Consider the following 26,743-nt stretch of genomic DNA (forward strand, 5'->3'; position numbering starts at 1 on the left):
ACACGATCAGCCGACGTTCCAGTCGCCGCGTCGCTCCGCTTCGGCGGCAGCGGCGCGGCGTTCCTCTTCTGCGGCCAGCTGCAGCGCGGTCCGGCTCCAGACCACCTTCAGCCAGTGGAACGTGAGCACGATGACCGTGAGCCAGCCGATGATCAGCCCGATACCCGGTCCGGCCGCTTCGATCCCCGGCGCCGGCGTCTGCCGCGACCAGATGGCGAGCATCCCGAACACGACGGACACGGCAGTGCCGGCCAGGGCCACCCAGGCGAGGGCCCAGCGGCGGGTGACGAGTGCCAGCATCGACACCACGACGCCGAACACCACCTCGAACCACACGAACAGCCGCGACGGCAGCGCGATCGTCTCCGCCTGGGCGTCGTCCCCGTACACGAGCACCTCCCAGCCGTTGGCGACACCGGAGTGCGGCAAGGTCAGCGAGCCGAGGAGCACCACGACCGCGATCGCGACGACGAGTGCACGCGCACCGGGGTCGATCTCGCCGGCCACCTTCTTCTCGGCGTCGTCGAAATCCTTCAGGTAGCTCTCGATCGGCTCGTTCTCGCCACTCGAACCGTTGTCGCCGCTCCGGCTTCCGCCATCGTGCCGCTTGTCGTCGGGCGAGGAGGTCATGCGTTGCATCCCATCTGAGCGGGTAGTGGTGCGGGCGCACCGATCTGCGGTAGTCCGAGTCCGACGCCGATCGGCGGGGTCTTCGGGGTGACGCCCTTCTCGAAGGAGTCACCCGCGCGGGTCCGGCGGTGGGTCAGGACCGGGGTGTCGGCGACGAGGTGGTGCGGGGCGGCGGCGCTGACGACGATGGTGACGACGTCGCCGGGCCGGATGTTCCCGTCGAGGTTTCCCTCCGGCCGGAAGTGGACGAGCCGGCCGTCGCGGGCGCGTCCGCTCATCCGGGCGGTCTCCGCGTTCTTGCGACCCTCTCCGGCGGCGACGAGCAGCTCCACTTCGGCGCCGACGAGTTTCCGGTTCTCCTCGAGGGTGATTTCTTCCTGCAACGCAATGAGACGTTCGTACCGTTCCTGGACGACCGCCTTGGGTAGCTGGTCGTCCATCTCCGCGGCCGGAGTGCCGGGCCGCTTCGAGTACTGGAACGTGAACGCGCTGGTGAACCGCGCCTGCCGAACCACGTCGAGCGTGTCCTGGAAATCTTCCTCGGTCTCACCCGGGAATCCGACGATGATGTCGGTGGTGATCGCCGCGTGCGGCATCGCCGTGCGGACTTTCTCGATGATCCCGAGGAACCGCGTCTTCCGATAGGAGCGGCGCATCGCCTTGAGCACGCGGTCCGAACCGGACTGCAGCGGCATGTGCAACTGCGGGCACACATTCGGGGTCTCGGCCATCGCCTCGATGACGTCGTCGGTGAACTCGGCCGGGTGCGGTGACGTGAACCGGACCCGCTCCAGGCCGTCGATCTCGCCGCAGGCACGCAGCAGCGCGGCGAATGCCCCGCGGTCGCGGGGCTGGTCGGGGTCGGCGAAGGACACGCCGTACGCGTTGACGTTCTGCCCGAGCAGCGTGACCTCGACGACGCCTTCGTTCACCAGCGCCTGCACCTCGGCGAGGATGTCACCCGGGCGGCGGCCGACCTCCTTGCCCCGCAGCGCGGGCACGATGCAGAACGTGCACGTGTTGTTGCAGCCCACCGAGATCGACACCCAGCCGGCGTACGCGGACTCCCGCTTGGCGGGCAGCGTCGACGGGAACGCCTCCAACGCGTCGAGGATCTCGACCTCGGCCCGCTGATTGTGGCGGGCCCGGTCCAGCAGGGCGGGGAGCGAACCGATGTTGTGGGTACCGAACACGACGTCGACCCACGGCGCCTTCTTCACGACGATGTCGCGGTCCTTCTGCGCCAGGCACCCTCCGACCGCGATCTGCATGTCGGGGTTCTGCTCCTTGGCCGGGGCCAGATGACTCAGATTGCCGTACAACTTGTTGTCGGCGTTCTCCCGCACCGCGCAGGTGTTGAAGACGACGAGGTCGGGCGCCTGCCCGGCGGCCGCCTTCGTGTAGCCCGCGTCCTCGAGCAGACCCGACAGCCGCTCGGAGTCGTGCACGTTCATCTGGCAGCCGTACGTGCGCACCTCGTAGCTGCGGTGAGGGTTCTGGTCGATCGTGTCCACGTATGCCAGGGTACGGGCCGCGCCAAATCGCCTCGTCGCGGCCGGTGTGCGCCAAGACACACAACCGAAGCCGGACAGTAAAGTTTCCGTGACATCCCGAGGATTCTCGGAGCAAATGGCGGGTGCGCCCGCCCCCAGCACATAGGGTCTCGACTATGACGCAAGCCGACGACGCGACGCCGCCACCCTCCACGGGCGCGGCCCCGTCCATGATCTCGATGAAATCGGTGAACAAGCACTTCGGCGCCCTCCACGTCCTGCAGGAGATAGACCTCGAAGTCCCTCGCGGACAGGTCGTGATCGTCCTCGGACCGTCCGGCTCGGGTAAGTCGACGCTGTGCCGGACCATCAACCGGCTCGAGCCGATCGACTCCGGCGAGATCGCCGTCGACGGCAAGGTGCTGCCCGCCGAGGGCAAGGCGTTGGCGGCGCTGCGCGCCGACGTGGGCATGGTGTTCCAGTCGTTCAACCTGTTCGCCCACAAGACGATCCTCGAGAACGTGATGCTCGCGCCGGTCAAGGTGCGGAAGAAGAGCAGCGCCGACGCGAAGACCAAGGCCTACGAGCTTCTCGAGCGGGTCGGCATCGCCAACCAGGCGGACAAGTACCCGGCGCAGTTGTCCGGCGGCCAGCAGCAGCGCGTCGCGATCGCGCGCGCACTCGCCATGAACCCCAAGGTCATGCTGTTCGACGAGCCGACGTCCGCACTCGACCCGGAGATGGTCAACGAGGTCCTGGATGTCATGACCTCGCTCGCCAAGGAGGGCATGACCATGCTGGTGGTGACCCACGAGATGGGCTTCGCCCGCAAGGTCGGCCACCGTGTTCTCTTCATGGCCGACGGTCAGATCGTCGAGGACTCCGAGCCCGCCACTTTCTTCACTGCTCCCAAATCGGAGCGCGCGAAGGATTTTCTCGGCAAGATTCTCAGCCACTGACCCGGAAGAGCCGGTGCTCTGTCGGTCGACCCTGCTCCACAGGCAACATTCATCATTTTCAATTGGAGGAACTCGATGAGGATCAATCGCTCGATTCGCGTGGGAATCGGCGTCATGGCGCTCGCCGTCGTCGCATCGGCTTGTGGCGGGGGTGAAGAGAAGAGCGCGTCCCAGAGTGCGTCGGAGGGCAAGCTGACGGTCGGAATCAAGTACGACCAGCCCGGCCTCGGGTTGCGCAACCCCGACGGATCCTTCAGCGGTTTCGACGTCGAGGTCGCCGAGTACGTGGCCGGCAAGCTGGGTGTCGCCCCGGAGAACATCGAGTTCAAGGAGTCCCCGTCGGCTCAGCGCGAGACACTGATCCAGAACGGTGAGGTCGACTACATCGTCGCCACCTACTCGATCACCGACGCCCGCAAGGAGAAGGTCGACTTCGCCGGACCGTACTTCATCGCCGGACAGTCGCTGCTGGTGAAGTCCGACAACACCGACATCACCGGCCCCGATTCGCTCAACGGCGGCAAGAAGCTGTGCTCGGTCACCGGGTCCACCCCCGCGCAGAAGGTCAAGGACACGTACGCGCAGGACGTGCAGTTGCAGGAGTTCGACACGTACTCCGCCTGCGTCGAGGCGCTGCGGAACGGTGCCGTCGACGCCGTCACCACCGACGACATCATCCTCGCCGGCTACGCCGCGCAGTACCCGGGCGAACTGAAGGTGGTCGGCGCGCCGTTCACCGAGGAGCGCTACGGCGTCGGCCTGGCCAAGGGCGACGACGAGACCCGCGCCAAGATCAACGACGCAATCGAGGCGATGATCGCGGACGGCTCGTGGGAGCGCGCGTTCAACGAGACCGTCGGTGCGTCGGGCTACCCGATTCCCGCGCCGCCGACCGTCGATCGGTACTGAGCAACTCACTCATCCGGGTCGGACGGCTCCGCTTCGGCGGAACCGTCCGGCCCGGTTCGACACCAACCACCGGTGACCTGGGGAGACGGTAAGTGGACCTACTGAGCAAGTACGGCGATCAGCTGATCGACGCATTCTGGACGACGGTGCAGCTCACCGCGTTCTCGGCTGTCGGTGCTCTGATACTCGGCACGATTCTCGCGGCCATGCGGGTGTCGCCGATTCCGGTCGCGCGCGGCGTCGGCACGGCCTACGTGACGATCTTCCGCAACACTCCCCTGACGCTCATCATCATCTTCTGCTCGTTCGGCCTCTTCCAGACGATGGGCGTCAAGCTCGCCCCCGAGCAGTCGCCGACGTTCTTCGAGCAGAACAACTTCCGGCTCGCCGTGCTCGGCCTCAGCATCTACACCGCGGCCTTCGTGTGCGAGTCGCTGCGGTCCGGTATCAACACCGTGCACGTCGGCCAGGCAGAGGCGGGCCGCTCACTGGGCCTCACGTTCTCCCAGAATCTGCGTCTGATCGTGCTGCCGCAGGCGTTCCGGGCGGTCACCGCCCCGCTCGGAAGTGTGCTGATCGCCTTGACCAAGAACACGACGATCGCCTCGGTGATCGGCGTCGCGGAGGCATCGCTCCTGATGAAGGAAATGATCGAGAACGAGGCCGCCATCTTCGTCGTCGGTGGCATCTTCGCACTCGGATTCGTGATCCTGACCCTGCCGATGGGGCTTCTGTTCGGCTACCTGAGCAAGCGATTCGAGGTTGCACGATGAGCAATTCCGCCACCGTCCTCTACGACGCTCCGGGACCGAAGGCGAAGAACATCTATCGCCTGATCTCCGTCGCCGTCGCCCTCGTGCTGCTGGGAATCGGTTACCTCGTCTACGTCGCGCTCGACGACAAAGGTCAGCTGACGTCGGCGAAGTGGGATCCGTTCACCGAGTCGACGTCGTGGACCACCTATCTGATCCCCGGTATCCGCGGCACACTCGTGGCCGCCGCCGTGTCGATCGTGTTCGCGTTGATCCTCGGCGCAATTCTCGGCATCGGACGCTTGTCGAACCACCGGCCGGTGCGCTGGGTCGCCGGCGGGATCGTCGAGTTGTTCCGCGCCATCCCGGTGCTGATCCTGATGATCTTCTCGTACCAGCTGTTCGCCGAGTACGAGGTGTTCAAATCGAAATACCTCGCCCTCGCCGCGGTCATCGTGGGCCTCACGCTCTACAACGGCTCCGTGATCGCCGAGATCGTCAGGGCCGGCATCAACTCGCTTCCCAAGGGCCAGAGCGAGGCGGCGATGGCGTTGGGGATGCGCAAGGGCCAGGTCATGCGCACCATCCTGCTTCCGCAGGCCGTCACGGCGATGCTCCCTGCGATCATCTCGCAGATGGTGGTGGCGCTGAAGGACTCCGCGCTCGGTTACCTGATCGGGTACGTCGAAGTGGTGCGGTCGGGCCAGCAACTCGGTGCGTTCTACGGCAACTACCTCCCCGCCCTGATCGTCGTGGCGATCATCATGATCATCCTCAACTACACGCTCACCGTGGTCGCGACCAAGGTGGAGAAGCGCCTTCGGGCCAGCCGGAAGGGCGGAGGCCCCAAGGGAGCCGTTCCCGAACTCCCGGCGGTGTCGGTTCCGGGGATGGACATCACCGACAAACGGTTGTGACGTGACACGGTTCCGACATGACACTGCGGTCGGACGGGTCACTGTCCCGGTCCGACCGCAGTGTTGTCGGTTCTCAGGTCTCGTCGAACAAGTCGTCGGTCTCGGTCCCGGCCCGATCGAGTTGCTGCTTGACCACCTCGAAGGCCATGCCCTGTGGGAAGCCGCGGCGCGCCAGCATCGACACCAGCCGTCGCACCGCCCGGTCGCGCTCGCCCGCGGACACGGTGCGCAGTTTCTTCACCACCAGTTCCGTGGCCCGCGCTCGTTCGTCTTCGCTGTCGATCTGGGCGAGCGCCTCGGTGGCGTCCTCCTGACCGATGCCCTTGCGGCGCAGTTCCATTGCGAGCGCACGCTTCCCCTTGCCGGAGTACGTGTGCCGCGAATGCACCCACTGCTGGGCGAAGTCCGCATCGTCGACGAGTCCGACTTCGGTGAGGCGATCGAGCACACGCTCGGTGATGTCGGCCGAGTAGCCCTTCTTGGCCAGGCGCTCGGACAACTCCGCTCGACTCCGGGCACGGTCCGTCAGGAGACGCAGGCACAAATCCTTGGCCTGCGTCTCCGTTCCACCTTCGCCCGTAGGACGCACGGCGGCGCCTTAGAATTCGACCGGGGCGACGTCATCCGTGGCAGCGGTGACGTCGGCGCCGATTCCGAGCTTTTCCTTGATCTTCTTCTCGATCTCGTCCCGGACGTCGGTGTTCTCCAACAGGAACTTGCGGGCGTTCTCCTTGCCCTGCCCCAGCTGGTCGCCTTCGTAGGTGTACCAGGAGCCCGACTTGCGGATGAACCCGTGTTCGACACCCATGTCGATCAGCGAGCCTTCCTTGCTGATTCCCTGTCCGTAGAGAATGTCGAACTCGGCCTGCTTGAACGGCGGGGCGACCTTGTTCTTGACCACTTTGACGCGGGTACGGTTGCCCACCGCGTCGGTGCCGTCCTTGAGGGTCTCGATACGCCGAACGTCGAGGCGCACAGACGAGTAGAACTTCAACGCCTTACCACCGGTGGTGGTTTCGGGGGAACCGAACATAACGCCGATCTTCTCGCGCAGCTGGTTGATGAAGATCGCGGTGGTGCCGGAGTTACTGAGCGCACCGGTCATCTTGCGCAGCGCCTGGCTCATCAGACGCGCCTGCAGACCGACGTGGCTGTCGCCCATCTCACCCTCGATCTCGGCGCGGGGGACGAGAGCGGCCACGGAGTCGATCACGAGGATGTCGAGGGCGCCGGAGCGGATCAGCATGTCTGCGATCTCGAGCGCCTGCTCACCGGTGTCGGGCTGCGACACCAGCAGCGCGTCGGTGTCGACGCCGAGCTTCTGGGCGTAGTCGGGGTCGAGTGCGTGCTCGGCGTCGATGAAGGCCGCGATGCCACCGGCCGCCTGGGCGTTGGCGACCGCGTGCAGAGCCACCGTGGTCTTACCCGAGGATTCCGGGCCGTAGATCTCGACGACACGGCCGCGGGGCAGCCCGCCGATACCGAGGGCGACGTCCAGCGCGATGGAGCCGGTCGGGATGACGGCGATGGGCTGACGGACACCTTCGCCCAGGCGCATCACCGAGCCCTTGCCGAAGTTCTTGTCGATCTGCGCCAGCGCCAGGTCGAGCGCCTTGTCTCGATCGTGTGCCTGTGGTGCCATCGTCGTCCCCATTCCTCGAGTCTCATCAGTGATCTGCGGTCAGGTTAGATCCAGGTACCGACAAGAACCGTGACCACCGAACGTCTCCAGCATAGGGGAACGTGTGTTCGATATGTGCGGTCGGTCCGTTCGACACGCCGGATTTCTACCGGCGCTGCGGTGGGACGTCGAACTCGACGCACAGTTCCCGCCACACCTCGCGGGGTTCCCGGCCGTCCTCGATCGCTTCGGCGGCGGTCTTGCCGCCGAGATTGAGCAGCACGTGGTCGACGAGCAGTGCATCACCGCGCATCTGCCCGAACTCTTCGCGGACGAGTTGGTGAAATTCGGTCAATCGCACACGACCACGCTAGCCGAACCGCGAGCCGGGTTCTCACCGCAGCGCGTCGCGGCACACCTCCACCGGATCGGCGACCTCCGCGATGCTCCGCGCGGCTCGCTGTGCGGCGTCGGCGTGGGCACCGTTCGAGAGCACCTGCCCGACCGCCGCGCGGAGCACTTCCGCGCTCGGCGGCCGCACCACGACGGCGCTCCCCTGCCGCGCGGCACGATTCGCGAGTTCCCACTGATCTCCGCCGCCGGGAACCACCACCGCCGGGACACCCGCCAGCAGCGCCTTCGCGAGCATGCCGTGCCCACCGCCGCAGACGACGACCGAGGCCTCGCGCAGCATCGCGTCCTGCCGGCCGAGTCCGGCTCGTGCCCAGGACGGAACGGTGTGCGGCGACCCCTCCAGAATCGACGCGATCACCCGGACGCCGGCCCCGTCGAGCCCGGCGAGCGTGGTCTCGAGCATCCCCTCGGCGCCGGTGAACGCGGTCGAGGGCGCGACCATGACCAGCGGATCGGTGCCGTCCGGCACACCCAGCACCTCGTTCGTGGGTTCCCACAGCAGCGGCCCCACCACTTGCGCCTCGGCGGGCCAGTCCGGTCTCGGCACCTCGAGCGCGGGGAGCGTCGCGATCAATCGGCGCACCGGCCCCGGGTCCGTTGCCGGCAGTCCGACGCCGACGCGGGCCTCGGAACGTTGCCGCTCACCCTGCCGGATCGACCGGCCCGTCGCGGCGCGCATGAGCGTGTCGCGGAGCCTGCCCCGGACACCTTCTCCCGGCGCCAATCCGCTTCCGATCGGCGGCAAACCCCGCGACGGCGCGTACAGCGGGTGCGGCGACAGTTCGACCCACGGGATCCCCAGCCGCTCGGCGGCCATGCCGCCGCCGGCGGTGAGGATGTCGGAGACCACGAGGTCCGGCCCCATCGCCCGCAGGTCGGGCAGCAACTCGGTGGAGATGTGCGCGGCCCGGGCGTGGATACGTGCGCCCGCGTCGAGGTCGTCGTCCGTGGGCCGGGGCGCGAGACCTTTCAGCAGCTCGGCCGGCACCCCGGCCGCCCGCGCGGGCTCGACCCACCGTATGCCGGTGAACAGGACCGGTTCGTCCCCGGCCTCGAGGAAGGCAAGGCACAACGCAAGGGCGGGAAAGGCATGTCCGGGATCCGGCCCGGCGACCACGGCGACTCGCACGACCACAGGGTGTCACACGGTCGGCGTCACCGTTTCTCGAACACGGCTTCGGCGGCGCCGAGGGACCGCGCGCGGTCGGCGGGCACGAGCCCGATCCGGGTGCGCCGGTCGAGCAGGTCGTCGACGTCGAGCGCACCCTCGTGCGTCACTGCGAACTCGAGTTCGGCGCGGCTCACGTCCACACCCTCGGCGATCGGTGCCAGCAGTTCGGGGCCGGCGGCGGCGATCAGCGCCGCTTCCGTTCCGAAGCGAGCCAGCAGTGTCGGCGGCGCCGAAACATTCCGCAGCGCTTCGGGTGTCGCGGCACCGACGAGCGGGAGGGCACGCGTCCGGCACGGACCCGCATCCAGCCCCGACACCTCCACGGCGGCGTCGACGGCGTCCTCCGCCATCTTGCGGTAGGTGGTCAGCTTGCCGCCGACCACACTGACAAGACCCGTACCCGATCGCAGGATGGCGTGGTTGCGGGACAGGTCGGCGGTCGACCCGTCGCCGGTGTCGAGCAGCGGTCGCAGCCCCGCGTAGGTCCCGAGGACGTCCGAGCGGCGCAGCGGAACCTCGAGCGCGGTGTTGACCGTGTCGAGAAGGAAGTCGATCTCCTGCTCCGACGCGACGGGGACGTCCGGAACGGGTCCCGGCGCGGCCTCGTCGGTCAAGCCGAGGTACACGCGGCCGAGCTGCGCGGGCAGCGCGAAGACGAAGCGATTGGTCTCACCGGGGATCGGGACCGTGAGCGCTGCGGTCGGGTTGCCGAGCCGCTCGGCGGGGAGCACCAGATGTGTGCCGCGGCTGGGCCGCAACGTGATCCCTGGATCGATCTCACCCGACCACACACCGGCGGCGTTGACCACCGCGCGTGCCCGGATCGGCAGTTCCGAGCCGGTCAGCTCGTCGCGCAGCGTCGCGGATGTTCCGGTCACGTCGTACGCGCCCGTCCGGGTGAGCACCTTCGCACCGTGGAGCGCGGCGGTGCGGGCGATGGCGACCACGAGCCGGGCGTCGTCGATCAGTTGTCCGTCGAACGCCATCAAACCGCCCCGCAGGCCCTCCCGCCGCACGGCGGGGGCGAGTTCGACCACCCAGTCGGCCCCGACCGTGCGCGATCGCGGCAGGACCGCCGACGGCGTGCACGCGCCGGCGCGCAACAGGTCGCCGGCCAGGAATCCCGTACGGACCAGGGATTTGGCGAACAGGGTCGTGGAATCGAGAACGGGGACGAGCTGGGGCAGCGCGCGGACGAGATGAGGGGCGGTGCGCGTCATGAGGATTCCACGTTCGACCGCGCTCTCCCGGGCGATCCCGACGTTGCCCGACGCCAGGTACCGCAGGCCGCCGTGGGCGAGCTTGGAACTCCACCGGCTGGTTCCGAAGGCGAGGTCCCGCTTCTCGACGAGTACGACGCGGAGACCGCGCGACGCCGCGTCCAGCGCGACGCCGGCACCGGTCACTCCCCCACCGATCACCAGCACGTCGACGGGTGCGCCTTCGGACAGCTCGTCGAGCTCGCGTGCCCGTCGTACGGCATTCAGCGCCGACGAGCGTCTCGTCGGCGGCGTGTTCGGGTGATTCACCGGTCTCCTCGGGTTGTGGGGTGGTCGTCGGCGGCGTCCGGCGCCAGGTAGGCGCCGACGGCGTACCGGAGTTGCCGCGTCAAGGCGTCGCCCGGAAGTTCCTCGGCCACCATCACGGCCGACTGGACCGCGGACTGCGCGATGAGCAGCACCATGGTGGCGATGTGACGGCTCTCCCCCGCGCGAATGGAGCCCTGTTCCTGACCCGCGGAGACCGCGAATGCGACCTGGTCGATGATCGCCCGCTGGCTCGTGCCGAGCCGCTCCAGAATGTATGTGGTGAACAGCTCCTGATCCGAACGCAGGATCTTCACGAACAGCGGATGGTCGCGCACCTCGGTGGACACGCGCACCACGGCGTCGACCAGTTGGCGGTGGACCGACTCCTCGGCGGAGAATTCGGGCATGACGGCTGCGATCTCGCGGGTCATGAGATCGGCGACCACTGCCCTGGTGTCTGCCCAGCGCCGGTACACGGTCGGCCTGCTGACGCCGGCGCGCCGGGCGACCTCCGCCAGCGTGGTGCGGCGAAGTCCGAAATCGAGGATGCACGAGCGTGCGGCGTCGAGGATGGAGTCCTCGACGCTCGCGGGACTGTCGTCATGCGCTGGAGAATTACGAATAGACATTGTGTGTAACACCGTAACGCATGGATCCCCCACCGGCACCCCACCGACACCCGAATCACATCGCCCGGGCCGGATCCCGTGCGCACCGGCCCCCGATCGTCGGGGATTCGGGTGGCGTGAGCACGGCCGACGGGTGAGATGACAGGACCGGCGCGGGGGTCGGCCGAGATGCTGTCCCGCGACTGCGCGCACACATTCGGCTAACTATGCTGTTCCGTCACGGTCGGATTATAGATCGATGCACAGAGGATGCCTATGCGTGATCGTGCTCGCCGCCGACGTCAGGCGAAGTAGTAGAGCTCGAAACCCACCGCGCGTTCCGCGTCGAATCCTGGCTGCGGCCGGGTCACCATCTCGACCTGAGCCCTCGCCTGCTGCCCCACCGGCACGTCGCTGAGCGCTTCGAGGTAGCGGACGTGCTCGGCCAGTGACAGCACCGCCCGATCCACCGTCCGGGTGACGTCCACCGCGTGGGTGGGCGTCATCGTGTTGACCGCGACCCAGCGGACACCCCGCCACGGCGGCAGGCCGGACTCCCCCAGCTCGGGGAAGATCCATTCGTTCGCGGCGTCGGCGGTGGCGTCGAGTACGGAACGCCCGAGAGCGCGGTGATCAGCGCTGTTCAGCTGACCCGGACCCCAGGTGTCCGAGAAGTTCGCGGTCACCACGAGGTCGGGCCGGTGGCGACGGATTGCCGTGGCGAGATCGCGGCGTAACGCGAGGCTCTCGACGAGAGTGCCGTCCGGGTAACCGAGGAACTCGACGTCGGTTACGCCCACGACTGCGGCGGAGCGGCGCTCCTCCGCCTCCCGTACCGGACCCGATTCCGTGGGATGCAACCCTGCGATCCCTGCCTCGCCGCTGGTGGCGAGCACGTAGCGGATGTCCTTGCCCTGCTCGGTCCAGCGCGCCACAGCTGCCGCTGCGCCGTATTCGATGTCGTCGGGGTGAGCGACGACGACGAGCCCACGATGCCAGTCCTCGGGTACCGGTTCCATGGGTAGAGCATGCCTGTCAGTGTCGCGTGATGTCCGATTTCTCGCCGGATCCGGACATCGCCTTGATCAACAGGTAGACACCGAACACCACGGCACTCACGACGAGAATCCAGAACAGACCCTTGACGAGTGCACCGACCACTGCGAGCGCGATCCAGATCACCGCAACCGCCAGAACAATCTTCCAGAACATGATTTCCTCCACTCACGTCTCCCCGATCGATTTCTGCGCCCGACATCTGGTCGACCCCATTTATCGGGTACGCACACCAGCCTGACACGGCGGAGGAGGTAAATCACCAGGTCAACGTAAAGATCAGGGAAAGATCAGGGTTCTCCCCCACTCCGCGGCCGAGCGGTGACACCGTGGCGGGCAACGAATTCAGCGGTAGCGACGGACGATGTCGTCGATCTCGCCGAGGGCGGCCGCGAGGCCGGCGAGTTTCTCGGTAGCCGACACCAGTTCGGCACGTTCGTAGGCCAGTTCGCCGACGGCGCTCGTCGTTCCGGGGACGGCCACTTCGGCGGCCGCGGCCACCAGTTGCTCGAACTGTTCGACGCCGTCGTCGAGTTGCGCGGCGGCCGAGGTTATCGCGCGGTGGAGCGGTTCGGCGGCTGCCCGGCTCCCCCGGGCAGCGTCCTCCATGGAGGTGATGTCGAACGCCACCGCCTGCAGTGCCGCGGCGGCGGAACGGGCCGTGGTGTGGGTGTCCTCGATGTCCTCGCCACTGATAGTTCCGGAGCGCGACAGCACACCGAGGATGCCGTGCAGTGCCCGCTCGCTGTGCACGAGTCGCTCCATCGATTCCCTGGCGGCCGAGGACGGCGGCGGAAGCACCCGGCGCACAGGAAGGCCCGGCGGCAGGGTCACGGCGTCGAGCTTCCGATAGCGGCTGACGGCCAGCACCGCCGGAACCGCGAACACGACGGCGCCGCCCCCGGCCATCAACATCGACCATTCCGGCGCAGCCATCAGGGCCAGCCCTGCGGCACCGGTGGCCGACGAGCCGGACACGATGCCGTAGCGCTTCGCGCGGCGCCTGGCCCGTCTCTTCTTCCGCAGCAGACGTTCCCGCGGATCGCGCCACTTCTGCGCCGCGTCCGCGACGGACTCGCCGGCCTGCTGCAGTGCCCCCTGGATCCCGGCGAGACCGGACACGACGGTGGCCGACCGGACTGCGCGTCCAGGTCGGCCACGTCGGGTGGAACTCATGCGAATTCTGTTCGGCTACTGCGCAGTGCCGGTCTGGCCGGCTGCCGGCGGCTGCTTGTCGAGGTTCGGGTTGGCGGCGGGGGTTGCCGGTGCGTTCGCGGCACCGCCGGACGGCAGGGCGTCGCCCTTCATCGAGGCCCGGATCTGCTCGAGCCTGCTGTGCCCGGCCATCTGGATGCTCGCCTGCTGGACCTCCATCATCCGGCCCGACACCGAGTTCTGGGCGAGCTCCGCGGAACCGAGGGCATCGGCGTAGCGGCGCTCGATCTTGTCGCGCACGGCATCGAGGCTGGGCGTGTTGCCGGGGGCCGACAGCGTGCTGTCCATCGAGCGCAGCGACTCGCTGACCCGTTCCTGCATCTTGGCCTGCTCGAGCTGGCTGAGCAGCTTGGTGCGTTCCGCGACCTTGGCCTGCAGGGCCATCGCGTTCTGCTCGACGGCCTTCTTCGCCTGCGCGGCAGCCTGCAGCGACTGGTCGTGGAGCGCCTTGAGGTCTTCGACACCCTGCTCGGCGGTGACGAGCTGCGCGGCGAACGCCTCGGCGGCGTTGGTGTACTGGATGGCCTTCTCGGTGTCGCCCGCGACCTGAGCCTGGTCTGCGAGGTTGACGGCCTGACGCGCGTTGGCGTTGAGCTTTTCCACCTCGTCGAGCTGGCGGCTGAGCTTCATCTCGAGCTGGCGCTGGTTGCCGATGACAGACGCGGCCTGCTGCGACAGGGCCTGGTGCTGACGCTGCGCATCCTCGATCGCCTGCTGAATCTGAACCTTGGGGTCAGCCTTCTCATCGATCTTGGAATTGAAGAGCGCCATCAGGTACTTCCATCCCTTGACGAAAGGATTAGCCATGGGTTTGATCCTGCCTCCATCTGTTGCGCCGCGCGATGCGCGACCCGATGCGCGACCGTCACGCACCGGAACAAGGGCTGCGCCCCGACTGTCTGTCTGACCCACCGCGAACGAGATCGGCAGTTACGAGAAATCTATCGGTTCGGCACGGGTGTTGCTATGCGGCAGCCAGGGCCTGCGCGGGTGCGGGGATGACGACCCGCGTGTCGCGGGCGATGGTCGTCGAACCCGGTCGTGCGCTCGCGGCAGGAGCGTCGGCGGGCGCGGATTCGGCCGCGTGCCGCTCGCTGTCTCCGCGCTTGGCCGAAGTGCCGTCGGACAGCGATTCGCTGACGTCGACGAGCACATCGGAGAGTGGAACCTCCAGTGCATCGCAAATCGCCGCCAGGAGCTCACTCGAGGCTTCCTTGCGCCCTCGTTCGACCTCGGACAAGTACCCGAGGCTCACACGAGCACTGTTGGAGACCTCACGCAGGGTCCGGCTCTGCGAAACGCGCGTACGCCGAAGACTGTCACCGATTGCCTCACGCAATAGCAGCGCCATCTCGCTCCTCCTTCATCCGTCACCTGTCTCGCCTATCTCAACGCGCGAACAGGACCGATTGGTTCCCGACCTTAGCCTGCGGATGTTTCCTGCACACGATCGAGGAGTCCCGACACGGCGGCGGAAACCGCCGATTTGCGGATCTGCCACCGGTCCCCGGCCAATCCGAGCTCGTGGACCGACGTTCCGGAGGCCCCGGAAATGCTCAGGAACACGGTTCCCACGGGGTGTCCGTCCTGGGTGTCGGGGCCCGCGACGCCGGTCAGTCCGACGCCCCAGTCGGCGCCGCAACGGGTGCGGGCGCCGTCCGCGAGGGCGTGTGCCGTGGACGCGGCCACGGGTCCGTCCGCGGCCAGCCGAGTGGGATCGACACCGGCGAGGGTGGCCTTGAGGTCGGTGGCGTAGACGATGAGCCCTCCCCGGAGCACGTTGCTGGCACCCGGCACTCCCGCGATGGTCGCGGTGAGCAGACCCGCGGTGAGCGATTCGGCGGTGGCCACCGTCTCGCCGCGGGCGGTCAGCACGGCCACCAGTTCGCCGGCCCGCGTACCGTCGACCAGCGGGTCGGTCACGCGCCGGTGCTCGCGTTCGACTCGACCTTGTGGACCCCGGCCCGCAGCCGCACGGCCTGCACGACGTAGTCCAGCCCGGTCACCACGGTGAGCAGAACGGCAGCACCCATGAGGACCCATCCGACGATCTCGAACCCGTCCGGCAGCGGCAACAGGTAGAAGCCGATGGCAACGGTCTGCACGAGCGTCTTGAGCTTGCCGCCCCTGCCTGCCGGGATGACGGCGTGTCGCAGGACCGCGAACCGAAGCAGGGTGATACCCAGTTCGCGGACCGCGATCACCGCCGTCACCCACCACGGGAGGTCGCCGAGAATCGACAGACCCACGAGGGCCGCACCGATCAGCGCCTTGTCCGCGATGGGATCGGCGAGCTTGCCGAAGTCGGTGACAAGCCCGTACTTGCGTGCGAGTTGCCCGTCGATCCGGTCGGTGATCGCGGCAACCGCGAACACGCCGGTGGCGATCAGGCGCCACGTCGTGGAGTGACCGTCGCCGACGAACAGCACGACCAGGAAGACCGGGACCAGCAGGATCCGGAGAATCGTCAGGATGTTCGCGATGTTCAGAAGCGGTACGGCCGTCTCACTCGCAGGCTCCACCGACGGGTCCGGGGCCGCCGGTTGGTCGGCGGCCGTCCAATCCTCGCGCTGCGTGCTCATCGGAGCACCACAGCGTCGAACTGCACCCCTGGACGCGTCGGGGAGTGGGGAGGATTCGTAGGTCGTACCGGCACGTGCCTAAGAATATCGGTACGGCCGTTGGCTAATGTTCACGACATGACTTCTCGGACGCCGGACATCGCCGACAATCAGCTGATCGTGCGGCGAGCACGAACCTCCGACATTCCCGAGATCAAGCGTCTGATCGACATCTACTCCGGCAAGATCCTGCTCGAGAAGAACCTCGTCACCCTGTACGAGTCCGTCCAGGAGTTCTGGGTGGCCGAACGCGGCGACAACGTGATCGGTTGTGGCGCAATGCACGTGCTGTGGGCCGATCTCGGCGAGGTGCGCACGATCGCGGTCGATCCGTCAGCCAAGGGCCAGGGTGCCGGCCACCACGTGGTCGCCAAGTTGATCGAGGTCGCGCGGGAGCTCGAACTCGAGCGCCTCTTCGTTCTCACGTTCGAGGTCGACTTCTTCGGCAAGCACGGATTCGTCGAGATCGACGGAACACCCGTGACAGCGGAGGTCTACGCCGAGATGTGCCGCTCATACGACACCGGTGTCGCCGAATTCCTCGATCTGAGCTATGTCAAGCCCAACACCCTCGGCAACACCCGGATGCTTCTCACCCTGTGAAATCTCATTGGGTGAGACAGATGTGCTCTGTTCCCCCGCCAGTTCGACAACCCGTCACCAGAGAGCGAGAACATGTCCCTGTTCGTAGTGGAGTACACGTATTCGGCCGAGACCGTCGCGGGACGCGACGAGCATCGCCCCGCCCACCGGGAATGGCTCGGTGAGCTCGCCGAGAAGAAGACCGTCGTGTCGTCCGGCCCCTTCGCCGACGGCAGCGGCGCCTTCATCATCGTCGACGCCGCCGACGTCGAGACCGTCGAACTGCTCTTCACGCACGACCCGTTCGCCCGGCACGGTCTGGTCGCGGCCTCGCGGATCGTCGAATGGGTACCGGTTCTCGGCGAATTCAGTTCCTGAACCGCCGAGAATCCCAGCACCCCTCGAGCACGACGCGCGGCGGACTACTTCGCCGGCGTCGTGTTCCGCGTCTTGAGAAGGCTGGCGACGGTGGTCACGGCCAGCACACCGATGATGACGGCGAGCGAGAACACCGTCGACACCTCCGGCACCGCCACGTGCTCGCCGCCGTTGACGAAGCCGAGCGTGTTCTCGTGCAGGGCGTGCAGGACGAGCTTCACGCCGATGAACGCGAGGATGATCGACAGACCGTACGCCAGGTAGACCAGGCGGTCCAGCAGGCCGCCGATCAGGAAGTACAGCTGACGCAGACCCATCAGCGCGAAGGCGTTGGCCGTGAAGACGAGGTACGGCTCCTGGGTGAGCCCGTAGATGGCGGGAATCGAGTCGAGCGCGAACAGCACGTCGGTGAAGCCGATGGCGACGAGCGCGAGCAGCAGCGGAGTCACGACGCGCTTGCCGTTGATCCGCGTGACCAGCTTGTCGCCGTCGTACGTGTCCGTGGTGGGCAGGAACTTCTTCGCGATGGCGACGATCTTGCTGTCGCGTTCCTCCTCGACCTCTTTCTCGTTTCCGTGATCACGCAGCAGCGTGTAGGCGGTGTAGATGAGGAAGGCGCCGAACAGGTAGAACACCCAGCTGTAGGTGTTGATCGCCGCGGCACCGACCGCGATGAAGATTCCACGCATCACCAGCGCCATCACGATGCCGATCAGCAGCACCTTCTGCTGGTATTCCCGCGGTACCGCGAACGTTCCCATGATGATCACGAACACGAAGAGGTTGTCGACCGACAACGCCTTCTCGGTGACGTACCCGGCGAAATACTCGCCGCCGTACTGACTTCCCCACAGCCACATCACGATCAGGCCGAAGAGGATCGCGACGCCGATGTAGACCGACGACCAGAACGCCGATTCCCGGAACGTGGGGGCGTGCGGGGTGCGCACGTGCGCGAAGAAGTCGAAGACGAACAGTCCGAGAATCACCACACACGTGATGACCCAGACCAGTGGTGAAACATGCATGAAAATAGACCTCCGGTATACCTAGTCGGTACCGGAGGTCTCTCCCGCCGCGCCGGATCCATTGTCCGAACGACTGACGGCACCGGACCGGCAATGGTGCCGATCGTGTTGACGATGCCGTCACAGAGGTGGGGATACTCCCCTCCAATTCGCTGCCCATTCAACCACACTGCGCGCGAACCGCACATTTCGGACACGCGCGGCGCGCCTTAGTCCTGGTCGGGCGGCGTCTCGTTCGGGTCGCCGCCGCGGATCGACCAGAGCAGACCGTCGAGTTCGTCCGGCTTGATGAGCACCTCGCGGGCCTTCGAGCCCTCGCTGGGGCCCACCACTCCCCTGGTCTCCATCAGGTCCATCAGGCGGCCGGCCTTCGCGAATCCGACGCGCAGTTTCCGCTGCAGCATCGACGTGGAACCGAACTGGCTGGAGACGACGAGTTCCACCGCCTGCAGCAGCACGTCCATGTCGTCGCCGATGTCGGGATCGACGTCCTTCTTCTCGCCCACCTTGGCCGCGGTGACACCGTCGGTGTACTCCGGCTCCGCCTGGTTCTTGGTGAAATCGACGACCGCCGAGATCTCTTCGTCGGTGATGAACGCACCCTGCAGACGTGTCGGCTTGCCGGCGCCCATCGGGAGGAACAGCCCGTCGCCCATACCGATGAGCTTCTCGGCGCCGGGCTGGTCCAGGATGACCCGCGAGTCGGTGAGCGAGGACGTCGCGAACGCGAGCCGCGACGGCACGTTCGTCTTGATCAGACCGGTCACGACGTCCACCGACGGCCGCTGTGTGGCCAGCACGAGGTGGATACCGGCCGCGCGCGCCTTCTGGGTGATGCGCACGATCGCGTCCTCGACGTCACGCGGCGCGGTCATCATGAGGTCCGCGAGCTCGTCGACGATGGCGAGAATGTATGGATACGGCCGGTAGACGCGTTCGCTGCCGAGCGGAGCGGTAATCTCCCCTGACTTCACCTTCGAGTTGAAGTCGTCGATGTGGCGCACCCGGTTGGCCTGCATGTCCTGGTAGCGCTGTTCCATCTCCTCGACCAGCCACGCCAGCGCGGCCGCGGCCTTCTTCGGCTGGGTGATGATGGGGGTGATGAGGTGCGGAATGCCCTCGTACGGTGTCAGCTCCACCATCTTCGGGTCGATGAGGATCATCCGCACTTCGTCGGGGGTCGCACGGGACAGCAGCGACACCAGCATCGAGTTGACGAAGCTCGACTTACCGGAACCGGTGGAACCGGCCACGAGCAGGTGCGGCATCTTCGCGAGGTTGGCGCAGACGAAATCGCCTTCGATGTCCTTGCCGAGACCGATCACCAACGGGTGGTGGTCCTTGCGGGTGCTCGGCGCGGTGAGGACGTCGGCGAGACGCACCATCTCGCGGTCGGAGTTGGGCACCTCGATACCGACCGCGGACTTGCCGGGGATCGGCGCCAGCAGGCGCACGTTGTCCGTTGCGACGGCGTACGCGATGTTGCGGGCGAGCGCCGTGATCTTCTCGACCTTGACGCCCGGGCCGAGCTCCACCTCGTAGCGGGTGACGGTCGGACCGCGGGTGAAACCGGTGACCGCGGCGTCGATCTTGAACTGCTCGAGGACCTCCGTGATGGCCTCGATCATCGCGTCGTTGGCGGAACTGCGCTTCTTCGGCGGATCGCCCTCGATGAGCAGCGACGTGGGCGGCAACGTGTAGTCGCCCTCGACCACCCGGTCGGTCACGAACTTGTCGACGTCGGGCAGCGGTTCCGGTTCGGGTTCCGGCTTCGGTGCGACCACCGGTTTGGCCTTGGCACGCGCCGGTTTCGACGCCGGTGCGGGAGCCGGCACGGGTGTCGTGGCGGGCTCGGCGTCCCACAGCCCGAGCACCTCCGTCTTCGCGGTGTCGCTGACGTCGTACTCGTCGGTGGGGTAATTGTCGGCCGCCGCACCCCGGCCACCGGACTTGTAGTCGTCGACGGGGTAGCCGTCGGCGTCGAACAGGGTGGGGTCATACTCGCCGTCTTCGTAGTACTCACTGTCGTAGTCGGCGTAATGGTCGCGGCCGAACGACGTTCCGAAGTACGACTGCAGCTTGCCCGGCACCTCGCGGACCGTGGTTCCGGTCAGCAACAGCACACCGAACAGAGCCGCCAGCAGCAGCAGCGGCGCCGCGAGCCACACGGTCAGGCCGTCGGTCAGGGGACCGCCCGCCGCGTAACCGACGAATCCGGCGCCGCGGGCCCGGCCGTCCGCATCGGTGGGCGAACCGGTCGCGATGTGCCAGAGACCGAGGGCCGGCAGGCCGACCAGCAGCGACCCCAGGACGAGTCGTGGCCGGATCTCGGGTTTCGGTTCGGTCCTCATCAGGATGACCGCGACGGCGACGCCGATCAGCGGCAGGATGCCGGACACCCCACCGAAGACGGCACGGACCCCGGTCTCGACCCACTCGCCGACGGGTCCGCCGGCGGAGAACCAGATTCCGCCCGCGACCACGACGCTGATCGCGATGAGCCCGAGGGCGATGCCGTCGCGCCGATGACCCTGTTCGATCTCGGCGGCCTTGCCGACGGTGCGGGTGGTGGCGCCGACCCCCTTCGTCATCAGTGACCAGCCGGCGCCGATTCCCCGGCCCACCGACTTCAGGGGACCGGACGTGGACGTCTTCTTCGCGGCGGGCCTCCGAGCCCCGCCGCCCCGGGGCGACGTGGACTTCCGCGGCGTGCTGACTGTCCGGGTCGTGCGGGACTTGGGCTTGGACGTCGTCGAGCCGCCTCGCACGCCCGTCCTCGTCGTGGACGTCGTCGTGCTCGAACCGCGTGCGCTCGCCTTACCTGCCATGGCTCTCAGATTAGTCGCTACGGCACCTTCCGGACCATCCGCAACACCCGTAACACGGGGAGACCTGCGGCGAAATGCCCTCAGAACCCCCGGTCGAGGGAGGTCACGGCCTCGACGTCGGCAGCGTCACCCTCGGTCTCGATCCGCACCTGATCCCGTCCGAACGCGTGCAGGGCGAGTTCCGACGGTTCACCGCGCAGAATCACCCGACCGGAACCGGCCGTGCGGACGGTGGCCTGCTCACCGGACGGCCGCTCGAGCACCACCGATACCGGTGAGTGGCGGTAGCCGAGCTTGCCGACCTTCTTTGCGAGCCCCCACAGCGCGTCCTGACGCGTTTCGGGCAGGACCCGCGGCTCCCACCCCTCGTGGGCACGCCGGACGTCCTCGTGGTGCACGAACATCTCCCCCAGGTTGACCTGTGCGTCCACCCAGTACATCGGCGACCACATCGGCGGACCCGACCGGACCTCGTCTAGCAGACGACTCCACGGACGAGTGGCGGTCTCGTTCTGAACCTTCTCGGTGTAGCCGGCGAGACGACCCACGACGATGCCGGGAGCAGCGTCGAGGCGTCGTTCACGCACGATCAGGTGGGCGGCCAGATCCCGGTTGGTCCACGTCCCGCAGAGGGTCGGGGCGTCGGGACCGAATTCGGCCATCGAATCGACGAGGGCGAGGCGTTCATCTCGGGCGAAGGTCACCCGACCGAATCTACCTGTCGGAGAACTACTTGCCCTCCGCCGACGGCACCGCGATGACGGTCGGAACGATCATCGGACGGCGACGGTACTTGTCGGCGACCCACCGGCCGACGACACGCCGGATCGCCTGGGCGATGCGATGTGCGTCGTTGATGCCTTCGGTGGCCAGGCGAAGCAGTTCCGCCTCGACCAGCTGAGCCGCGTCCTTGAGCGCGGTCGGGTCGTCGGAGAATCCGCGCCCCGACACCTCGGGGGTGCTGACCGCGCGACCCGTGTGGTCGTCGATGACGACGTTGATGGCTATGAACCCGCCCTCGCCGAGGACCAGACGGTCCGACAGGGTGGAGTCGCCGACGTCACCGACCGACAGTCCGTCGACGTACACGTGCCCGACGGGGACCTGCCCGACGATCTCGGCGAGACCGTCGACCATGTCGACGACCACCCCGTCCTCGGCGAGCACGATCCGCTCCTCCGGCACGCCGGTGGCCTTCGCGAGGGCGGCGTTGGCGCGGAGGTGACGCCATTCGCCGTGCACCGGCATGGCGTTGGTGGGTCGCACCGCGTTGTACAGGTACAGCAGCTCGCCCGCGGACGCGTGACCGGAGACGTGCACCTTTGCGCTCTGCTGAGTCACGACGGTGGCGCCGCGCTTGGCGAGCCCGTTGACGACGGCGAACACGGAGTTCTCGTTGCCCGGGATCAGCGACGACGCCAGCACCACGAGGTCGTTGGCCCGGATGTTGATCTGCCGATGCTCACCGCGCGCCATCCGCGACAACGCCGACAGCGGCTCACCCTGCGATCCGGTGGAGATCAGCACGAGCCGGTCGTCGGGCAGGTTGGCGGCGGTGTCGATGTCGACGACCAGACCGTCCGGCACGGTCAGGTACCCCAGATCCTGCGCGATCTGCATGTTGCGGACCATCGACCGGCCTACGAACGCGACCCGCCGGTTGTACCGGTGCGCCACGTCGACCACTTGCTGGATGCGGTGCACATGGCTGGCGAAGGAGGCCACGATGACCCGCTGCTTGGCCTTGCCGATGACGTTGTCGAGCACTCCCCCGATCTCGCGCTCGGGCGTGACGAATCCCGGCACCTCGGCGTTGGTGGAGTCGACGAGGAACAGGTCGACACCCTCGTCGCCGAGGCGGGAGAAGCCGGCGAGGTCGGTGAGCCTGCCGTCGAGCGGCAGCTGGTCGAGCTTGATGTCACCGGTGTGCAGCACGACTCCGGCGTCGGTCCGGATCGCGACGGCGATCGCGTCGGGGATCGAGTGGTTGACGGCGAAGTACTCGCACCCGAACGGACCGTGTTCAGTGCGCTGACCCTCCACGACCTCCACGAGGTTGGGGCGCTGCCGGTGCTCACGGCACTTGGCCGCGACCAGCGCGAGTGTGAACCGCGAACCCACGACGGGCAGGTCCGGACGCAGGCGCAGCAGGAACGGGATGGCGCCGATGTGGTCCTCGTGACCGTGTGTGAGGACGACGGCCTCGACGTCGGCCATCCGATCCTCGATGTGCCGGAAGTCCGGGAGGATCAGGTCGACGCCGGGCTGCTGATCTTCCGGGAACAGCACACCGCAGTCGACGATGAGCAGTTTGCCCTGGTGCTCGAACACGGTCATGTTGCGGCCGATTTCGCCGATGCCACCGAGCGCCACCACTCGCAGCCCCTTGAACGGGGCCTTCGGTGGCGCGCCGAGCCGGGCTGTCGGATCGACCGCGGCGGGCCGTGCGTCCTGACGCTTGTTGCCGCCGCGCCGACCGGAACGGGACCCCGACTTGTTCGCGGCGCCGCCCTTCGTGGAGGCAGCCTTCACGGGCGCAGATTTCGCCTGCTCCGACTTCGGGGCCGTCGGCTCGTCCGCGACGACCGGCGCCGCCTTGGGCGGCTCGGTGACAGGGGTCGCCGCCTTCGTCGGCTCGGTGACCGGGGTCGCCTGGGGCTGCTCGGTGATAGAGGGTGCCGCCTTGGGCGGCTGGCTAGCCGTGGGTGAAGGGGGGCCGGCCTGGCGGCTGGCGCTGCGACGACGAGGCGGTCGGGTCACGCGAGCACCCCCGCAGCGTGCAGATCGGCGGCCAGGAGATCTATCTGATCGTGGGTGGGCGCCACCTGAGGCAACCGGGGTTCACCGACGTCGAGACCGATCAGACGCAGACCCGCCTTCGACGCGCTGACTCCGCCGAGCCGCGCCACGGACCGAATGACGGGGATCAGGCTGAGGTTGATGGCGCGGGCGCGGGCGATGTCCCCGGCCGCGAATGCGGTGTGCATTTCACGCAACCGCCCGGGCACGAGGTGCCCGATGACGCTGACGAATCCCGTCGCGCCCACCGCGAGCCACGGCAGGTTGAGCGGGTCGTCTCCCGAGTAGAACTGGAGGTCGGTGGTGCCGATCAGCTCGGCGCCCGCGTTGAGGTCGCCCTTGGCGTCCTTGACCGCGACGATGCGCGGGTTCTCGGCGAGGCGCCGGATGGTCTCCGTCTCGATGGGGACCACGGAGCGGGGTGGAATGTCGTAGAGCATCACCGGGAGGTCGGTGGCGTTGGCGACGGCGGTGAAATGCGCGAACAGGCCGGCCTGCGGCGGACGCGAGTAGTAGGGGGTGACGACGAGGAGGCCTTGCGCGCCCGCACGGGCGGCGTCACGGGCGAGCTCGACGCTGTGCGCGGTGTCGTTGCTGCCCGCGCCGGCGATGATCTTCGCGCGGTTGCCCACCGCGTCGATGACCGCCCGGAGCAGCTCGAGCTTCTCGTTCTCGGTGGTCGTCGGCGACTCACCGGTGGTGCCGGCGAGGACGAGGGAGTCGCACCCGTTGTCGACGAGGTACGCCGCGAGGCGGACACCGGCGTCGACGTCCAGCTTTCCGTCCGAGGTGAACGGCGTCACCATCGCTGTGGACACGGTGCCGAACGGACGCTCGACGGGAGAAGCGGAATCACCGTAGGTCATGGTCAGAAGGCTACCCGGTGACCCAGGTACTTTTGCACACCAGTCACGCGTCGGCGGCAAACGTGCTCTGCGCCACCTCCGTGCCGTCGCCCCAGTCCAGTACCTCGAAGTCGCCGAAGACATTCGGCGCGGCCGCCTGCAACTGCCTCAGACACTCGACTGCGACACGGCGAATCTCCACGTCGGCGTGCTCGGTGGCCCGCATCGAGACGAAGTGCCGCCACGCCCGGTAGTTGCCGGTGACCACCACGCGGGTCTCGGTCGCGTTGGGCAGTACAGCCCTCGCCGCCTGCCTCGCCTGCTTGTTGCGTAGCGGCACGCTGGAGGTGTCGGCCAGTTTCACTTCGAGCGCCTCGAGGAGTTCGCCGTACGCTTCCCGGCTCGCATCGGTGGCCTTCGCGAACAGGTCCTCGAGTTCCGGGTCGCCGGCGATGGCGGGCGGGACGACGACGTTCGCGTCGTTCTCGCGCACGAAACGCTGCGACAGCTGCGAGTAGGAGAAGTGGCGGTGCCGGATGAGCTCGTGGGTGCAGGACCGCGAGATGCCGGTGATGTAGAAGCTGACGGTGCCGTGTTCGAGGACCGACTCGTGCCCGACCTCGAGCAGATGGCGCAGGTACCCGGCGTTGGTCGCGGTGCGGGGGTTGGGTTTGGACCAGCTCTGGTAGCAGGCCCGGCCAGCGAACTCCGCGAGCGCTTCGCCGCCGTCGGCGTCGGTCTCCCACGGAATGTCCGCCGGCGGAAAGAACTCCGTCTTCGCGACGAGTTGCACCCTGAGCGGCACGGTCTGCGGCACTGCGCTGTTCCTCCTACCGAACTCCCTGGTCGGGAGTCCCTCCTCAAAGCATCGACCCTAGTCGCAGCCCTGATCGGGTACGCGGCGCGCCCCGGCCCGACACGGGCCGGTTCCCGCACGTTCACCGGTTCGTGTCACTCTTCGTCACGCCCACACCTTCGTGGGCGAGACCATCCGCGAGGGAGACCCACCGTGCAGTACCGGAACGGCCGCGCACGCCGCGGCGTCGTGATCGCAGTCCTCGGGGCAGCAGTTCTCGGGGCCGCTCCCCCGGCGTTCGCCGACCCGGCCCCGGCCGGCCCGCCTGCTGTCGAGAGCCCGGCACAGGCGAACCGGTCCCTCGGCCTCGAAGGCGCCCGCAACGCCCGCGACATCGGTGGATACCCGACCGCCGACGGGGCGGTCGTCCGCTCGGGGCTGGTGTTCCGCACCGACGCACTGGACACGCTGACCCCGCGCGACCTGGCACAACTCGAGGCCTCGAACGTGACGGTCGTGGACGACCTGCGCACCACGTACGAGCGGGCTCTCGCGCCGGACCGCCTTCCGGCCGGAGCCACCGGACACTGGTACGACGTGCTCGGGCAGTCCCCGATCACGACACTCGTCGACATGCCGGCCGCCTACCGGGCCTTCGTGACCGGGCCGGGCGCGAACGAGGCGTTCTCGGCGGTACTGCACGACATCGCGGAGTCCGACGGAGCGGTGATCTACCACTGCAGCGCCGGCAAGGACCGCACGGGGTGGACGACGGCCGTGCTGCTCACCATCCTCGGGGTGCCGCGCGACACGGTGAACGCGGACTACCTGCTCAGCGACACGTACCGTGGCGCCGATTCGGAGCATCCCGGACTGGACGGAGTCGACCAGGCGTGGCTCGACACGGCCTTCGACACCGCCGTCGACACCTACGGCAGTTTCGACAATTACGTGTCCGAGGGACTGAAGCTGTCCGAGAGCGACGTCGCCCTCCTGAAGACAAGACTCCTTGACTGACGCCATCGATGACGTCATGCTGGCGTCATGGACCTCGGCATCTACGTCTCCCGGCTGCGAGACGACCTGAACGCGGCAGCCGCACTCGGCGACGAGCAGACGCGGGCGACCGCAGCGGCGCTCGCCGCCGCGGTCGAACCCGCCGCCCGCCTGCTCCTCCTCTCGGCGCTCACCGATTTTGCCGGCGAGGTGTCGTCCGAACTGGGCAATCGCACCGTCGGTGTACGCCTGGACGGCAGCGAGGTAGCCGTCGACGTGCACCGCACACCCACCGCTCCCGGACCGGAGGGCGAATGGAGCGCGACAGCCGAAGATCTCGGCGCCGCCTTCGATGACGTCACCGGTGACATCAGTCGCGTCACGCTGCGTCTGATGGATCAGATCAAGTCGAAGGCCGAGGAGGCCGCCTCCCAGAACGGCGTGTCACTCAATTCGTGGGTGTCGCAGGCGGTCCAGGGCGCGCTCAAGGACCAGATGCGCCGCAACGGGCGAGACAATTTCTGACCACCACAGTACTCACTCCACGCTCTCCTCGGCGGCGGTGATGTAATTACGTCGCATCAGCCACACGGTGA

The 26,743-nt window shown here is 67.5% G+C and carries 29 protein-coding genes; 8 read left to right on the plus strand and 21 right to left on the minus strand.

Annotation, left to right across the window (positions count from 1 at the left end; genetic code table 11):
* Positions 1 to 6 precede the first annotated feature (6 nt).
* Positions 7 to 630 (minus strand): Rv2732c family membrane protein, encoded by a 624-nt coding sequence (locus RJ1_RS11060; protein WP_073359961.1) that lies wholly within the window; start codon positions 628 to 630, stop codon positions 7 to 9.
* Positions 627 to 2,144, minus strand: coding sequence for a tRNA (N6-isopentenyl adenosine(37)-C2)-methylthiotransferase MiaB (miaB, locus tag RJ1_RS11065; RefSeq protein ID WP_073359962.1), 1,518 nt, complete (start codon positions 2,142 to 2,144; stop codon positions 627 to 629). The genes RJ1_RS11060 and miaB overlap by 4 nt, the downstream gene beginning before the upstream one ends.
* Before the next feature lie 209 nt (positions 2,145 to 2,353).
* On the opposite strand from miaB, the gene RJ1_RS11070 reads away from it, so the two are divergent.
* From RJ1_RS11070 to RJ1_RS11085, 4 genes are all read left to right on the plus strand, one after another.
* Positions 2,354 to 3,082, plus strand: coding sequence for an amino acid ABC transporter ATP-binding protein (locus tag RJ1_RS11070; protein ID WP_083400707.1), 729 nt, complete (start codon positions 2,354 to 2,356; stop codon positions 3,080 to 3,082).
* 75 nt (positions 3,083 to 3,157) lie between these two features.
* Positions 3,158 to 3,991: a glutamate ABC transporter substrate-binding protein gene (locus RJ1_RS11075; RefSeq protein ID WP_073359964.1), complete on the plus strand. Its 834-nt coding sequence runs from the start codon at positions 3,158 to 3,160 to the stop codon at positions 3,989 to 3,991.
* A gap of 92 nt (positions 3,992 to 4,083) precedes the next feature.
* Positions 4,084 to 4,764, plus strand: coding sequence for an amino acid ABC transporter permease (locus RJ1_RS11080; RefSeq protein WP_073359965.1), 681 nt, complete (start codon positions 4,084 to 4,086; stop codon positions 4,762 to 4,764).
* A complete protein-coding gene (locus RJ1_RS11085; RefSeq protein WP_073359966.1) occupies positions 4,761 to 5,660 on the plus strand; it encodes an amino acid ABC transporter permease in 900 nt (299 codons plus the stop codon). The genes RJ1_RS11080 and RJ1_RS11085 overlap by 4 nt, the downstream gene beginning before the upstream one ends.
* 73 nt (positions 5,661 to 5,733) lie before the next feature.
* Here RJ1_RS11085 and recX read toward each other — a convergent pair whose 3' ends face one another.
* The 13 genes from recX to pgsA all read right to left on the minus strand — a co-directional run bounded on the left by recX (position 5,734) and on the right by pgsA (position 15,856).
* Positions 5,734 to 6,249 carry a recombination regulator RecX gene (recX, locus tag RJ1_RS11090; protein ID WP_073359967.1) on the minus strand — a complete coding sequence of 172 codons (516 nt, stop codon included), beginning with the start codon at positions 6,247 to 6,249 and terminating at the stop codon, positions 5,734 to 5,736.
* Between the two features lie 9 nt (positions 6,250 to 6,258).
* A complete protein-coding gene (gene recA / locus RJ1_RS11095; protein WP_073359968.1) occupies positions 6,259 to 7,302 on the minus strand; it encodes a recombinase RecA in 1,044 nt (347 codons plus the stop codon).
* Between the two features lie 145 nt (positions 7,303 to 7,447).
* Complete coding sequence (locus RJ1_RS11100) at positions 7,448 to 7,642, minus strand: DUF3046 domain-containing protein (RefSeq protein ID WP_073359969.1); 195 nt, start codon at positions 7,640 to 7,642, stop codon at positions 7,448 to 7,450.
* Positions 7,643 to 7,675: 33 nt separating this feature from the next.
* On the minus strand, positions 7,676 to 8,824 hold the full coding sequence (locus RJ1_RS11105) for a glycosyltransferase (RefSeq protein WP_073360034.1): 1,149 nt from the start codon (positions 8,822 to 8,824) through the stop codon (positions 7,676 to 7,678).
* 26 nt (positions 8,825 to 8,850) lie between these two features.
* Entirely contained in the window at positions 8,851 to 10,395 is a 1,545-nt protein-coding gene (locus RJ1_RS11110) for a glycerol-3-phosphate dehydrogenase/oxidase (RefSeq protein WP_073359970.1), read from the minus strand.
* Positions 10,392 to 11,024, minus strand: a complete 633-nt coding sequence (locus RJ1_RS11115; protein WP_073359971.1) for a TetR/AcrR family transcriptional regulator — start codon at positions 11,022 to 11,024, stop codon at positions 10,392 to 10,394. Before RJ1_RS11115 ends, RJ1_RS11110 begins: the two co-directional genes overlap by 4 nt.
* A 281-nt stretch (positions 11,025 to 11,305) precedes the next feature.
* Positions 11,306 to 12,022, minus strand: a complete 717-nt coding sequence (locus RJ1_RS11120; protein WP_073359972.1) for a PIG-L deacetylase family protein — start codon at positions 12,020 to 12,022, stop codon at positions 11,306 to 11,308.
* 16 nt (positions 12,023 to 12,038) lie between these two features.
* Positions 12,039 to 12,215 carry a hypothetical protein gene (locus tag RJ1_RS46705; protein ID WP_162850318.1) on the minus strand — a complete coding sequence of 59 codons (177 nt, stop codon included), beginning with the start codon at positions 12,213 to 12,215 and terminating at the stop codon, positions 12,039 to 12,041.
* A gap of 189 nt (positions 12,216 to 12,404) precedes the next feature.
* A complete protein-coding gene (pspM, locus tag RJ1_RS11130; RefSeq protein ID WP_240319698.1) occupies positions 12,405 to 13,235 on the minus strand; it encodes a phage shock envelope stress response protein PspM in 831 nt (276 codons plus the stop codon).
* Between the two features lie 15 nt (positions 13,236 to 13,250).
* Positions 13,251 to 14,081 (minus strand): PspA/IM30 family protein, encoded by an 831-nt coding sequence (locus RJ1_RS11135; RefSeq protein WP_073359975.1) that lies wholly within the window; start codon positions 14,079 to 14,081, stop codon positions 13,251 to 13,253.
* Positions 14,082 to 14,238: 157 nt separating this feature from the next.
* The gene (locus RJ1_RS11140) at positions 14,239 to 14,625 is read right to left on the minus strand and encodes a helix-turn-helix domain-containing protein (protein WP_073359976.1); all 387 of its coding nucleotides are present in this window, start codon (positions 14,623 to 14,625) and stop codon (positions 14,239 to 14,241) included.
* A 71-nt stretch (positions 14,626 to 14,696) separates the two neighbouring features.
* A complete protein-coding gene (locus RJ1_RS11145) occupies positions 14,697 to 15,197 on the minus strand; it encodes a CinA family protein (RefSeq protein ID WP_073359977.1) in 501 nt (166 codons plus the stop codon).
* A complete protein-coding gene (pgsA, locus tag RJ1_RS11150) occupies positions 15,194 to 15,856 on the minus strand; it encodes a CDP-diacylglycerol--glycerol-3-phosphate 3-phosphatidyltransferase (RefSeq protein ID WP_073359978.1) in 663 nt (220 codons plus the stop codon). The genes RJ1_RS11145 and pgsA overlap by 4 nt, the downstream gene beginning before the upstream one ends.
* A gap of 117 nt (positions 15,857 to 15,973) precedes the next feature.
* On the opposite strand from pgsA, the gene RJ1_RS11155 reads away from it, so the two are divergent.
* Together RJ1_RS11155 and RJ1_RS11160 are read left to right on the plus strand one after the other, a co-directional pair.
* A complete protein-coding gene (locus RJ1_RS11155) occupies positions 15,974 to 16,498 on the plus strand; it encodes an amino-acid N-acetyltransferase (RefSeq protein ID WP_073359979.1) in 525 nt (174 codons plus the stop codon).
* Between the two features lie 72 nt (positions 16,499 to 16,570).
* Positions 16,571 to 16,855 carry a YciI family protein gene (locus RJ1_RS11160; protein ID WP_073359980.1) on the plus strand — a complete coding sequence of 95 codons (285 nt, stop codon included), beginning with the start codon at positions 16,571 to 16,573 and terminating at the stop codon, positions 16,853 to 16,855.
* 44 nt (positions 16,856 to 16,899) lie between these two features.
* Here the strand turns inward: RJ1_RS11160 and RJ1_RS11165 are convergent, their stop codons facing one another.
* From RJ1_RS11165 to thyX, 6 genes are all read right to left on the minus strand, one after another.
* Positions 16,900 to 17,883 carry a TerC family protein gene (locus tag RJ1_RS11165; RefSeq protein WP_073359981.1) on the minus strand — a complete coding sequence of 328 codons (984 nt, stop codon included), beginning with the start codon at positions 17,881 to 17,883 and terminating at the stop codon, positions 16,900 to 16,902.
* A gap of 209 nt (positions 17,884 to 18,092) precedes the next feature.
* On the minus strand, positions 18,093 to 20,711 hold the full coding sequence (locus RJ1_RS11170; protein WP_073359982.1) for a DNA translocase FtsK: 2,619 nt from the start codon (positions 20,709 to 20,711) through the stop codon (positions 18,093 to 18,095).
* 80 nt (positions 20,712 to 20,791) lie between these two features.
* Positions 20,792 to 21,415, minus strand: coding sequence for a TIGR03085 family metal-binding protein (locus RJ1_RS11175; protein WP_073359983.1), 624 nt, complete (start codon positions 21,413 to 21,415; stop codon positions 20,792 to 20,794).
* A 25-nt stretch (positions 21,416 to 21,440) separates the two neighbouring features.
* On the minus strand, positions 21,441 to 23,471 hold the full coding sequence (locus RJ1_RS11180; RefSeq protein WP_073359984.1) for a ribonuclease J: 2,031 nt from the start codon (positions 23,469 to 23,471) through the stop codon (positions 21,441 to 21,443).
* On the minus strand, positions 23,468 to 24,376 hold the full coding sequence (gene dapA, locus RJ1_RS11185) for a 4-hydroxy-tetrahydrodipicolinate synthase (RefSeq protein WP_073359985.1): 909 nt from the start codon (positions 24,374 to 24,376) through the stop codon (positions 23,468 to 23,470). The genes RJ1_RS11180 and dapA overlap by 4 nt, the downstream gene beginning before the upstream one ends.
* A 43-nt stretch (positions 24,377 to 24,419) precedes the next feature.
* Complete coding sequence (gene thyX, locus RJ1_RS11190; RefSeq protein ID WP_073359986.1) at positions 24,420 to 25,172, minus strand: FAD-dependent thymidylate synthase; 753 nt, start codon at positions 25,170 to 25,172, stop codon at positions 24,420 to 24,422.
* A 192-nt stretch (positions 25,173 to 25,364) separates the two neighbouring features.
* Between thyX and RJ1_RS11195 the strand changes: the two genes are divergently transcribed.
* Together RJ1_RS11195 and RJ1_RS11200 are read left to right on the plus strand one after the other, a co-directional pair.
* Positions 25,365 to 26,168 (plus strand): tyrosine-protein phosphatase, encoded by an 804-nt coding sequence (locus RJ1_RS11195; RefSeq protein ID WP_143048856.1) that lies wholly within the window; start codon positions 25,365 to 25,367, stop codon positions 26,166 to 26,168.
* Positions 26,169 to 26,195: 27 nt separating this feature from the next.
* Complete coding sequence (locus RJ1_RS11200; protein ID WP_073359987.1) at positions 26,196 to 26,672, plus strand: toxin-antitoxin system HicB family antitoxin; 477 nt, start codon at positions 26,196 to 26,198, stop codon at positions 26,670 to 26,672.
* Positions 26,673 to 26,743 lie beyond the last annotated feature (71 nt).

The sequence above is a fragment of the Rhodococcus jostii NBRC 16295 genome (assembly GCF_001894825.1).
Taxonomy (GTDB): Bacteria; Actinomycetota; Actinomycetes; order Mycobacteriales; family Mycobacteriaceae; genus Rhodococcus_F; species Rhodococcus_F jostii.

Excerpts from the sequence above, each read along its gene's own strand:
- RJ1_RS11200 (WP_073359987.1), top strand. The coding sequence starts at position 26,196 with ATGGACCTCGGCATCTACGTCTCCCGGCTGCGAGACGACCTGAACGCG.
- pspM (WP_240319698.1), bottom strand. The coding sequence starts at position 13,235 with ATGAGTTCCACCCGACGTGGCCGACCTGGACGCGCAGTCCGGTCGGCC.
- RJ1_RS11120 (WP_073359972.1), bottom strand. The coding sequence starts at position 12,022 with ATGGAACCGGTACCCGAGGACTGGCATCGTGGGCTCGTCGTCGTCGCT.
- dapA (WP_073359985.1), bottom strand. The coding sequence starts at position 24,376 with ATGACCTACGGTGATTCCGCTTCTCCCGTCGAGCGTCCGTTCGGCACC.
- RJ1_RS11115 (WP_073359971.1), bottom strand. The coding sequence starts at position 11,024 with ATGTCTATTCGTAATTCTCCAGCGCATGACGACAGTCCCGCGAGCGTC.
- RJ1_RS11140 (WP_073359976.1), bottom strand. The coding sequence starts at position 14,625 with ATGGCGCTGCTATTGCGTGAGGCAATCGGTGACAGTCTTCGGCGTACG.
- RJ1_RS11160 (WP_073359980.1), top strand. The coding sequence starts at position 16,571 with ATGTCCCTGTTCGTAGTGGAGTACACGTATTCGGCCGAGACCGTCGCG.
- RJ1_RS11085 (WP_073359966.1), top strand. The coding sequence starts at position 4,761 with ATGAGCAATTCCGCCACCGTCCTCTACGACGCTCCGGGACCGAAGGCG.
- recA (WP_073359968.1), bottom strand. The coding sequence starts at position 7,302 with ATGGCACCACAGGCACACGATCGAGACAAGGCGCTCGACCTGGCGCTG.
- RJ1_RS46705 (WP_162850318.1), bottom strand. The coding sequence starts at position 12,215 with ATGTTCTGGAAGATTGTTCTGGCGGTTGCGGTGATCTGGATCGCGCTC.
- RJ1_RS11135 (WP_073359975.1), bottom strand. The coding sequence starts at position 14,081 with ATGGCTAATCCTTTCGTCAAGGGATGGAAGTACCTGATGGCGCTCTTC.
- RJ1_RS11070 (WP_083400707.1), top strand. The coding sequence starts at position 2,354 with ATGATCTCGATGAAATCGGTGAACAAGCACTTCGGCGCCCTCCACGTC.
- RJ1_RS11165 (WP_073359981.1), bottom strand. The coding sequence starts at position 17,883 with ATGCATGTTTCACCACTGGTCTGGGTCATCACGTGTGTGGTGATTCTC.
- RJ1_RS11155 (WP_073359979.1), top strand. The coding sequence starts at position 15,974 with ATGACTTCTCGGACGCCGGACATCGCCGACAATCAGCTGATCGTGCGG.
- pgsA (WP_073359978.1), bottom strand. The coding sequence starts at position 15,856 with ATGAGCACGCAGCGCGAGGATTGGACGGCCGCCGACCAACCGGCGGCC.
- RJ1_RS11075 (WP_073359964.1), top strand. The coding sequence starts at position 3,158 with ATGAGGATCAATCGCTCGATTCGCGTGGGAATCGGCGTCATGGCGCTC.
- RJ1_RS11060 (WP_073359961.1), bottom strand. The coding sequence starts at position 630 with ATGACCTCCTCGCCCGACGACAAGCGGCACGATGGCGGAAGCCGGAGC.
- RJ1_RS11170 (WP_073359982.1), bottom strand. The coding sequence starts at position 20,711 with ATGGCAGGTAAGGCGAGCGCACGCGGTTCGAGCACGACGACGTCCACG.